Origin of the sequence: Streptomyces massasporeus (assembly GCF_014648995.1) — a bacterium.
Lineage (GTDB): Bacteria > Actinomycetota > Actinomycetes > Streptomycetales > Streptomycetaceae > Streptomyces > Streptomyces massasporeus.
Window position 1 is genome coordinate 402,363 of the sequence record NZ_BMSE01000004.1, and the last position, 10,086, is coordinate 412,448.

Genomic DNA, 10,086 nt, shown 5'->3' on the forward strand with positions numbered 1-10,086 from the left:
ACGTTCATCCACTCGGCGGAGGGAGTCTCCGTACCCGTACGACCTGGAGAGAGCCGAGACATGCGCGTCGAGATCTGGAGCGACATCGCCTGCCCCTGGTGCTACGTGGGCAAGGCCCGCTTCGACAAGGCGCTGCGGGACTTCCCGTACCGCGACGAGGTCGAGGTCGTGCACCGCTCCTTCGAGCTGGACCCCGGCCGCGCCAAGGACGACATCCAGCCCGTGATCACGATGCTCACCAAGAAGTACGGGATGAGCGCCGCGCAGGCCGAGGCCGGAGAGGACAACCTCGGCGCCCAGGCCTCGGCGGAGGGCCTCGACTACCGCACCCGGGGCCGCGACCACGGCAGCACCTTCGACATGCACCGCCTGCTGCACTTCGCCAAGGAGCAGGGCCGCCAGGAGCAGCTGCTCGACCTGCTCTACCGGGCGAATTTCGCCGAGGAGCGGTCCGTCTTCAACGACGACGAGCGGCTGGTGGAACTCGCCTCGGCCGCCGGTCTCGACACGGAGGCCGTGCGCGAGGTGCTCGCCGACCCGGGTGCGTACGCCGACGAGGTCCGCGCCGACGAGCGCGAGGCCGCGCAGCTCGGGGCGAACGGCGTGCCCTTCTTCGTCCTCGACCGGAAGTACGGCGTCTCCGGCGCCCAGCCCGCCGAGGTCTTCGCCCGAGCACTCACCCAGGCGTACGGCGAGCCCTCGCCCCTGAAGATCGTCGACGGCGACGACGACGCGGACGCCTGCGGCCCGGACGGCTGCGCCGTGCCCCAGCACTGAAACGCCCAGGTCGGAGCGCACCCATAAGCGCTCCTTGGCGGCATCGCGCAGAAATCGGCAATGGACGGGGAGATCCCGGGGACGCAGAGTGGTCCCATGGAGACCTTCGAGAACCTCGTCCGTGCCGAGTTCACCCCGAAGCACACCTACCTCAACACCGCGAGCAACGGGCTCCTGCCCGCCCGGACCGTCGGCGCCGTGCAGGCGGCGGTGCGGATGCGTGCCGAGGGCACGCCCCTGGGTCCCCTGTACGAGGACGTGGAGGCCGCCCGCGCGTCCTTCGCCCGGCTGGCCGGCGTTCCTGCCGAGCGCGTCGCGACCGGTGCCTCGGTCGCCGAGTACGGCGGGCTGATCGCCGCCTCGCTGCCCGCGGGGGCCGAAGTCCTCACGGCGGAGGGCGACTTCTCATCGCTGGTGAACCCGTTCCACGCGCGCGGCGACCTCAAGGTGCGCGCCGTGCCCCTGGAGCGGCTCGCCGAGTCCGTCCGCCCGGACACCGCGCTGGTCGCGGTCAGCGCCGCGCAGTCCGCCGACGGCCGCCTCGCCGACCTGCCGGCCGTGCGTGCGGCGGCCCGGGCCCACGGCGCCCGTACCTACGTCGACGCCTCGCAGTCGGCCGGCTGGCTGCCGATGGAGGCCGACGCGGACGACTTCCTCGCCGCCGTCGGATTCAAGTGGCTGCTGGGGCCGCACGGCGCCTCGTTCTTCGTCGCCCCGCGGGACTTCGGCGGGCTCACGCCGCTGCTCGCGGGCTGGGTCGCCGGGGAACGTCCCTGGGACAGCTGCTACGGCCCCGTCGAGGAACTCGCCCACTCCGCACGGCGGTTCGACGTCAGCCCGGCCCTCTTCACCTACGCCGGGCTGCGTGCCTCACTGGAGCTGCTGGAGGAGATCGGCGTCGACGTCGTGCACGCCCACGACGTCGGCCTCGCGGACCGGTTCCGTGCCGGGCTCGCCGGGCTGGGCCACGAGCCGGTGCCCGCGCCGGGCTCGGCGATCGTGTCGGTGCCGGGGCTCGGCCACCGGCAGGGCGAACTGAGCCGGGCGGGCATCGAGGTCTCCGACCGGTCCGGGAACCTGCGGGCGGCGTTCCACCTCTACAACACCGCGGCGGACGTCGACCGGCTCCTGGACGCCTTGACGGCATGAAAAAACCGGGTGGGGCCTCCCGTCCCACACGAGGAGGCCCCACCCGGCAGCTCTGTCACACGGCCGACTCACCGCTGACCGGCGGTCACCGCACGGGCGTGAAGTCCCGCGCCCCGATGAACTCCGGCCGCCGCACCGGCGCCGCGAAGGGTTCCACCGCCGTGTTCTCCACACTGTTGAACACGATGAACACGTTGCTGCGCGGGAACGGCGTGATGTTGTCGCCGGAACCGTGCATGGCGTTGCAGTCGAACCAGGTCGCCGAACCGGCCTTGCCCGTGAACAACTTGATGCCGTGCTGCGTGGCCATCTGGGTCAGCGCCTCGTCCGACGGCGTGCCCGCGTCCTGCATCTGCAGCGACTTCTTGTAGTTGTCCTTCGGCGTCTCACCCGCACACCCGAGGAACGTCTTGTGCGACCCCGGCATGATCATGAGTCCGCCGTTGGTGTCGAAGTTCTCGGTCAGCGCGATCGAGACCGACACCGTACGCATCCGTGGCAGACCGTCCTCGGCGTGCCACGTCTCGAAGTCCGAGTGCCAGTAGAAGCCACTGGCGCCGAACCCCGGCTTGACGTTGATCCGCGACTGGTGGACGTACACGTCCGAGCCGAGGATCTGCCGCGCCCGTCCGACGACCCGCTCGTCGCGGACCAGCCGGGCGAAGACCTCGCTGATCTTGTGCACCTCGAAGACCGTGCGGATCTCCTTGGACTTCGGCTCGACGATCGACCGCTCGTCGGCCCGCATGTCCGGGTCGTGCACCAGCCGGTTCAGCTCGTTGCGGTAGACCGCGACCTCGTCCTCGGTGATGAGCTCGTCGATGGCCAGGAAGCCGTCGCGCTCGAAGGACAGCAGGTCGGCCGGGGCGACCGGCCCCGGGGCGTCGGGTGCGCCCCAGACGACCGGGTCCTGGCGCGGGGTCTGCGCCTCGACGGCACCGCGACTGGGGTAGAGGTCGGGGATACCGGTGGTGGTGTCGGTGGTGGCGGTCATGGAAACGTCACACCTCCTCGGTGAGCAGCGGGTAGACGCCGTTCTCGTCGTGGTCCTCCCGTCCGGTCACGGGCGGGTTGAACACGCAGAGGCAGCGGAAGTCCTGCTTGACCCGCAGCGTGTGCCTCTCGTGCCCGTCCAGGAGGTACATGGTGCCGGGCGTGATGGTGTGCGTCAGCCCGGTCTCGTGGTCGGTCAGCTCGGCCTCGCCCTCCGTGCAGACGACGGCCTCGATGTGGTTCGCGTACCACATCGACGTCTCCGTACCCGCGTAGAGGACCGTCTCGTGCAGGGAGAAGCCGACCTTCTCCTTGGCGAGGACGATGCGCTTGCTCTCCCACGTACCGGACGCCGCCTTCACGTGCCGGTCGGTACCTTCGATCTCCTTGAACGAACGGACAATCACGGTGCTGCGATGCCTCCTAGATGAGTGGTGCTCGGTTGGTCAGGCGGTCTCTCGGACGGCGCGGGCCAGGACGCTCAGGCCCTCGTCCAGCTCCTCGGGCGTGATGGTGAGGGCCGGGAGCATCTTCACGACCTCGCTCTCCGGGCCGGACGTCTCGATGAGCACTCCGAGCTCGAAGGCGCGCTTGGCGACCTTGCCCGCGCGGGCCTTGTCGTGGAACTCCAGGCCCCACACCAGGCCGCGGCCCCGGTACTCCTTCACGTCGGCCAGGTTCTCCTCGGTGATGGAGATCAGCGCCTGCTCGACCTGCTCGCCGCGCTTGCGGGTCTGCTTCTCCATCGCGGAACCGTCGGCCCAGTAGGTCTCCAGGGTCGCGGTGGCCGTGACGAACGCGGGGTTGTTGCCGCGGAAGGTGCCGTTGTGCTCGCCGGGCTCCCAGACGTCCAGCTCGGGCTTGAACAGGCACAGCGACATGGGCATGCCGTAACCGCTGATCGACTTCGAGACGGTGACGATGTCCGGCACGATGCCCGCCTCCTCGAAGGAGAAGAAGGCGCCGGTACGGCCGCAGCCCATCTGGATGTCGTCGACGATCAGGAGCATGTCCTGCCGCTCGCACAGCTCGGACAGGGCGCGCAGCCACTCGGGCCGGGCCACGTTGATGCCGCCCTCGCCCTGCACGGTCTCGACGATCACGGCGGCCGGCTTGTTGAGGCCGGAGCCCTGGTCCTCCAGCAGCCGCTCGAACCACAGGAAGTCCTCGACCGTGCCGTCGAAGTAGTTGTCGAACGGCATCGGGGTGCCGTGCACCAGCGGGATACCGGCGCCGGCGCGCTTGAAGGCGTTGCCGGTGACGGCCAGCGAGCCCAGCGACATGCCGTGGAAGGCGTTGGTGAACGACACGATCGACTCGCGCCCCTTCACCTTGCGCGCCAGCTTCAGCGCGGCCTCCACGGCGTTGGTGCCGGTCGGGCCCGGGAACATGACCTTGTACGGCAGGTCGCGCGGGCGCAGCAGCAGGTTCTGGAAGGCCTCCAGGAACGTGCGCTTGGCGGTGGTCGACATGTCGAGCCCGTGCGTGACGCCGTCCCGCTCCAGGTAGTCGATCAGCGCGCGTTTCAGGACCGGGTTGTTGTGCCCGTAGTTCAGTGACCCCGCTCCGGCGAAGAAGTCGAGGTACTCATGGCCGTCCTCGTCGTACATGCGGCTTCCCACCGCACGGTCGAAGACGGTGGGCCAGCCGCGGCAGTAGCTGCGTACCTCGGACTCGACGGTCTCGAAGACACTCAGGTCGGGCTGGGTGATGGTCACGAAGAATCGCTCCTCGGTGCGGTGGGGAAGTCTGCGGGACTCGGGCGGTACGTCAGGAAAGTCAGTGGGGCAGGGGGCCGATGCGGTACAGCACCTCTGCGTCGTGCGGCCCGTCGGGGAACAGGCCCGTGTCGAACAGCACCTCGCGCTCCAGCCGGGCGCCGTGACGCTCGGCGAACGACGTGAACAGGCGCTCCGAGGCGGTGTTGCCCGGAGTGATGGTGGTCTCCACCGTCGTCACCTCCAGTTCGGCCGTGGTCCGTGCGACCAGGCCGTCCAGCAGCGCGGCGGCCAGTCCGCGCCCGCGGTGGGCCTCGTCCACCGCCACCTGCCAGACCAGCAGGGTGCGCGGGCTGTCCGGCCGCACGTACCCGGTGATGAAGCCCATCGGCTCGCCCTGCTCGTCGCGGGCGACGGCCGAGGTGGCGGCGAAGTCACGGCACCACAGCAGATAGCTGTAGGACGAGTTCAGGTCGAGAACCTTCGAGTCCTTCGCCATCCGCCAGAGTGCGGCTCCGTCAGCCACGGTGGGGCGGTCGATTTGCGGATCTGCTTGTACGGCAGTCATGCGAATTGAACTTACCCAGCGAAATTCAAAATTGCATCGCCGATCGGGGTTACATATGGGCCTTGTCTGTGTTATCGCGCGAGCGCGCGGATAGACGCATCGAGGCGGCGGAACGCCCGGTATTGTCCGGTAATTACCGGGCAAAGCGGTCACGGTGTGTAACGCGTCACAGCCATGTAAGCCCCACGGGATCTGCCAGAATTTCCCCTCGGAGTGTCCTCAAAATCCGCGCGTTTAGGACCGGGAAAAGCGGGCAGAAGAATACGGGAAGCTGTTCTTGAAGGAATTCTTAATTGTGTGCCAGCTTACATGTGAGAGGTCTCGGAAAGCACGTGCAATTCAGGCCCCGGTCACTCCGTCGATACGTTCCCGCAGGAGATCGGCGTGACCGTTGTGCCGTGCGTACTCCTCGATCATGTGGATGAAGACCCAGCGCAGGCTGACCTCCATGCCGGGCACCGGCCCCTCGGCGACCCGCCCGACGTGGTCCAGTGGCAGCCCGGCGCACAGCTCCCGTCCCCGTGCGATCTCCCGCCGCCAGATCCCGAGCGCCTCGTCGAGCCCACGCGCCGGATCCAGCGCGTAGCCGGTCGCGTCCTCGAACACGGGCGGTACGGCGAGCCCGCCGGCCACCCGCTGGAACCAGTTCCGCTCGACCTCGGCGAGGTGCTGCACCAGCCCGAGCAGGGTCAGCGACGACGGCTCGGCCGCCGCGATCCGCACCTGCGCGTCGTCCAGCCCGGCGCACTTCAGCTCCAGCGTGGCCCGGTGGAAGTCCAGCCAGCTCTCGAGCATCGCCCGCTCGTCACCGCTGAGGTGCGGCACGGGACGGCCGTCGGGAAGGGTCAGAGGGGCCCCGGCGGTTGTGTCAGAGGTCATGCGGCGAGCATGGCACGCACCACTGACACCGCTCCCCGGCCACCGGCGCCGACCGGCGTCTTTCAGCCCGCCCGGCGCTCGAGGACGAGGCCGTCCGGGCCGGAGCGGGGGCCTGGGGGCGCAGCCCTCGGCGGGGTCGAAGGGGCGGAGTTCCTGGAGGTGGGGACCGGGGAGGGGCGGCGGGGGCGAGGCCCTTCGGGCCTCAGCCGACGACTACCGCCACGCCTCCTCGACGGCCCGCAGCGCCGCCTCCACATCCACACTCAGCCCCTGCTCGGAGAGCGCCACGCCCAGCGCCGCCAGACTCGCTCGCACCGCGCCCGGCGTCGCGTCCGCGCCGTAGTGGTTGACCCGGATCATCTCCTTGGCCAGCGGGCCCCCGCCCGCGGCCAGCGGCACCGCCGGATCCGCCTCCAGGGCCCGCCGGACCAGCTCCGACGCCACCACCCCGGACGGCGCCCGCAGCGTCGTGGCGACGGGCGCCGCGTCCCGCGCCTCGTGCACGTAGGGCTCCAGCCCGCCACCGAGCGCGACCGCCCCGGCCCGGGTCGCCGCCGCGGCGGACGCGTGCCGGGCCATCACCGCGTCCAGACCGGCCGCCTCGATCCGCTCCACACAGGCCTCGAGGGCCAGCATCTCCAGCTGCGCCGGCGCGTGCAGCAGCGCCTTGCGGCCCCCGTCGATCCACCGCTCCTTCCAGTCGAGGAGCGACAGGTACGACCGTCGCGGCGCCTTCGGGTTGGCCGCCATCCGCGCCCAGGCCCGCTCGCTCACCGACACCGCCGACACCCCGGCCGGACCGCCCATCGCCTTCTGTGCGCCGATCACGCACAGGTCCACGCCCCACGCGTCCGGCAGCACCGGCTCGGCCCCGATCGACGCCACCGCGTCCAGGTAGAACAGCGCCCCGTGCGCCCGCACGACCTCGCCGATCTCCGCGACCGGGTTGGTGTTGCCGGTCGCCGCCTCCGCGTGCACCAGCGACACGAAGTCGATCTCCGGGTGCTCGGCGAAGACCTGCCGGATCTCCTCGGCCGTCACCGCCGTGTGGAAGGGCACCGCCAGGTCGATCACCGTGGCACCGCAGTCCCGCAGCCAGTCGCCGAAGGTCTGCCCGTACGGCCCCGTGACGACGTTCAGCGCCGTCGTGCCCGCACCGGCCGCCGCACGGATCGCGCCCTCCAGCGGCAGCAGCGCCTCGCCCTGCATGATCACGACGTCCTGCCCGGTGCTCAGCAGCCGCGCCACGCGGTCCTCGATCGCGGCGAAGCGGTCCGCGCCGAGCGGGGCCAGGTCCAGAAACGGATGCGTCACGGCAAAGCTCTCTTCACTCACAGCAGGTTCGATCGCATCGAGGGTAACCGGCGGCCCTCACCCCCTTGCGCGCCGAGTCCCGCGCACACCGGCCCCCTTCGAGTCCCGCCGGGCGGCTCATTAAGGTGCGGTGCATGAGCGATCGCACGGTGCTGCACGTGAAGGGACGGGTGCTCGTCGGGCCCGAGGACGTCCGGGACGAGCTGTGGGTGGTCGACGGCCGCATCTCCTACGACCGTCCCGCCGGCGCCCGCGACATCCGCACGGTCGTCGGCTGGGCCCTGCCCGGCCTCGTCGACGCGCACTGCCACGTCGGACTCGACCGGCACGGCCCGGTCCCCGAGGACGTCGCCGAGAAGCAGGCCCTGACCGACCGGGACGCGGGCACGCTGCTCATCCGCGACGCCGGCTCGCCCTCCGACACCCGCTGGATCGACGACCGCGAGGACCTGCCGAAGATCATCCGCGCCGGGCGGCACATCGCCCGCACCCGCCGCTACATCCGCAACTACGCCTGGGAGATCGAGCCGGAGGACCTGGTCGCCTATGTCGCCCAGGAAGCCCGGCGCGGCGACGGCTGGGTCAAGCTGGTCGGCGACTGGATCGACCGCGACCTCGGCGACCTGTCGGCCTGCTGGCCGCGCGAGGCCGTCGAGGCGGCGATCGCCGAGGCCCACCGCCTGGGAGCCCGGGTGACCGCGCACTGCTTCTCCGAGGACTCCCTGCGGGACCTCGTCGAGGCGGGCATCGACTGCATCGAACACGCGACGGGCCTGACCGAGGACCTCGTCCCGCTGTTCGCCGAACGCGGCGTCGCCATCGTCCCCACCCTGGTCAACATCGCCACCTTCCCGCAGCTCGCCGACGGCGGCGAGGCCCGGTTCCCGCGCTGGTCGGCCCATATGCGCCGACTCCACGAACGCCGCTACGACACCGTCCGGGGCGCCTACGACGCCGGGATCCCGGTCTTCGTCGGCACCGACGCCGGCGGGGGCCTCGCCCACGGCCTGGCCGCGGCCGAGGTCGGCGAACTCGTCACCGCCGGCATCCCGCCCGTCGAGGCCCTCGCCGCGGGCACCTGGACTGCCCGTGCCTGGCTCGGCCGCCCGGGCCTGGACGAGGGCGCCCCGGCCGACCTCGTCGTCTACGACGAGGACCCGCGGGCCGACGTACGGGTCCTGGCATCGCCGCGCCGGGTGGTGCTGAACGGACGCGTGGTCGGCTGACCGCGACGGCGGTGGGCGGGTCGCGAGCGTGATGGTCGGGCCGCCGCGAGGGTGACGGTGGGGAACGCCTGTGCCGGAGGATTCGAATGGATCCTCGGTATCGCCACGTTGGAGTGAAGCGGTGTCAGATCGCTGACGCCGTGCGCGCGGTGCGGCGATTCTTTCCGGGTCCCGAGCCTGTCTCTCCTGGAGTCCCCACCGTGAACAGCCCTTCCTTCCGCATGCCCGCACGCCGGCTGGCGACCGTCGCGACCGTCACGGCCCTCGCCGCCGGGCCCCTGGCACTGACCGGCGTGAGCCCGGCGCACGCCACCGGCGACCACGGCCGCGCGAGCGCCGTCGTCCTGCGCACCGGCCTGGACGTCTCCCTGCTGAACAAATCGGTGAACGTCCCCCTCGCCGTCTCCCTCAACGACGTCCGGGCCCCGCGCAGCGCCGACAAGACCACGCTGACGGCCACCCTCGACGCGGTGGACGGCGGCCGGCCGTTCAGCGTGCTGCGCGCGGAGGTGGCCGAGGCGAGAGCCACGACGACCGTCGGCAAGGCCGAGGGGAGCACCACCCTGGCCCACGCCCGCCTCCATGTCCCCGGCCTGCCGCTGCTGTCGCTGATCGAGGTCGAGAAGGTCACGGCCAGGGCCACCTGCGAGGTCGGGAGGAAGCCGTTCGCCACGACCGGCCTGCCCGGCTCGGTGACCGTCCTCGGCAAACGCGTGACGCTGACCGCCGACGGCCCGACGGACGTCAAGGTGCCGGGCGTCGGAGAGGTGCGCCTGGACCTCTCCAGCACCCGGACCACGGCCCGTACGGCCGCCGCCACCGCCCTCGAACTCAAGGTGTCCGTCAACCCGTTGAAACTGAACGTCGCGGAGGTCGACGGCACGGTCACTTTGGCCGAGGCGACCTGCCGGACCCCGCAGCCCGAGTCCGCCGCACAGCCCCCGGCCGAGCCGTCCACCCCGCCCGCCGACGTGAAGCCGCAGGGCGAACCCGCCGAGGCGGACCTGGCCGAGACGGGCGGCGGCTCGACCACGCCGTACCTCGTGGGCGCCGCGATCGTCATGCTCGCGGCAGGCGGGGGAGCGGTGGCCCTGGCACGCCGCCGGGGCTGACCTGACCCCGGCCGGGGGCGTCTGCGGGGGGCGGGGGACGCTCGTCCCAGGTGCTCCGGGACCCGCGGAAACCCGGGTCCCGATGCTCCCGTCGGCGGGCTGCACGCCGACGCCCTCAGGGCGGCCCTCGCGCGGCCGGGCATGAGCTGAAGACCCCATGTGCCCGTCGCATGCGGGCCTGGTGTCGCAGGGCTGGTGCGTCCGTCGCATATGTGTCTGGTGCCGCAGGGCTAGTGCGCCCGCCGCTTACGGGCCTGGTGCCGCAGGGCTGGTGTGCCCGCCGCATATGTGTCCCGTGCCGCAGGGCCTGTGCGCCCGCCGCTCACGGGCCTGGCGCCGCAGGGCCTGTG

General features: G+C 71.3%; 10 protein-coding genes. 4 read left to right on the forward strand and 6 right to left on the reverse strand.

Annotated features, from left to right (window positions below):
* Positions 1-60: 60 nt before the first annotated feature.
* The gene (locus IE153_RS13390; protein ID WP_189589926.1) at positions 61-777 is read left to right on the forward strand and encodes a DsbA family oxidoreductase; all 717 of its coding nucleotides are present in this window, start codon (positions 61-63) and stop codon (positions 775-777) included.
* 96 nt (positions 778-873) lie between these two features.
* Positions 874-1,926, forward strand: a complete 1,053-nt coding sequence (locus IE153_RS13395) for an aminotransferase class V-fold PLP-dependent enzyme (protein ID WP_189589927.1) — start codon at positions 874-876, stop codon at positions 1,924-1,926.
* Positions 1,927-2,011: 85 nt separating this feature from the next.
* Here the strand turns inward: IE153_RS13395 and thpD are convergent, their stop codons facing one another.
* From thpD to IE153_RS13425, 6 genes are all read right to left on the reverse strand, one after another.
* Positions 2,012-2,920 carry an ectoine hydroxylase gene (thpD, locus tag IE153_RS13400; protein ID WP_189589928.1) on the reverse strand — a complete coding sequence of 303 codons (909 nt, stop codon included), beginning with the start codon at positions 2,918-2,920 and terminating at the stop codon, positions 2,012-2,014.
* 7 nt (positions 2,921-2,927) lie between these two features.
* Positions 2,928-3,326 carry an ectoine synthase gene (locus IE153_RS13405; protein ID WP_003989364.1) on the reverse strand — a complete coding sequence of 133 codons (399 nt, stop codon included), beginning with the start codon at positions 3,324-3,326 and terminating at the stop codon, positions 2,928-2,930.
* 39 nt (positions 3,327-3,365) lie between these two features.
* On the reverse strand, positions 3,366-4,637 hold the full coding sequence (gene ectB, locus IE153_RS13410; protein ID WP_189589929.1) for a diaminobutyrate--2-oxoglutarate transaminase: 1,272 nt from the start codon (positions 4,635-4,637) through the stop codon (positions 3,366-3,368).
* Positions 4,638-4,698: 61 nt separating this feature from the next.
* Positions 4,699-5,205 carry a diaminobutyrate acetyltransferase gene (gene ectA / locus IE153_RS13415; RefSeq protein ID WP_030852474.1) on the reverse strand — a complete coding sequence of 169 codons (507 nt, stop codon included), beginning with the start codon at positions 5,203-5,205 and terminating at the stop codon, positions 4,699-4,701.
* Between the two features lie 339 nt (positions 5,206-5,544).
* Positions 5,545-6,084: a DinB family protein gene (locus IE153_RS13420; protein ID WP_189589930.1), complete on the reverse strand. Its 540-nt coding sequence runs from the start codon at positions 6,082-6,084 to the stop codon at positions 5,545-5,547.
* Between the two features lie 213 nt (positions 6,085-6,297).
* A complete protein-coding gene (locus IE153_RS13425; RefSeq protein WP_229828980.1) occupies positions 6,298-7,398 on the reverse strand; it encodes a pyridoxal-phosphate-dependent aminotransferase family protein in 1,101 nt (366 codons plus the stop codon).
* A 134-nt stretch (positions 7,399-7,532) separates the two neighbouring features.
* Here IE153_RS13425 and IE153_RS13430 point away from each other — a divergent pair, with 134 nt between their 5' ends.
* On the forward strand, positions 7,533-8,624 hold the full coding sequence (locus tag IE153_RS13430) for an amidohydrolase family protein (protein ID WP_097215869.1): 1,092 nt from the start codon (positions 7,533-7,535) through the stop codon (positions 8,622-8,624).
* Positions 8,625-8,824: 200 nt separating this feature from the next.
* Complete coding sequence (locus tag IE153_RS13435) at positions 8,825-9,736, forward strand: SCO1860 family LAETG-anchored protein (protein ID WP_189589931.1); 912 nt, start codon at positions 8,825-8,827, stop codon at positions 9,734-9,736.
* Positions 9,737-10,086 lie beyond the last annotated feature (350 nt).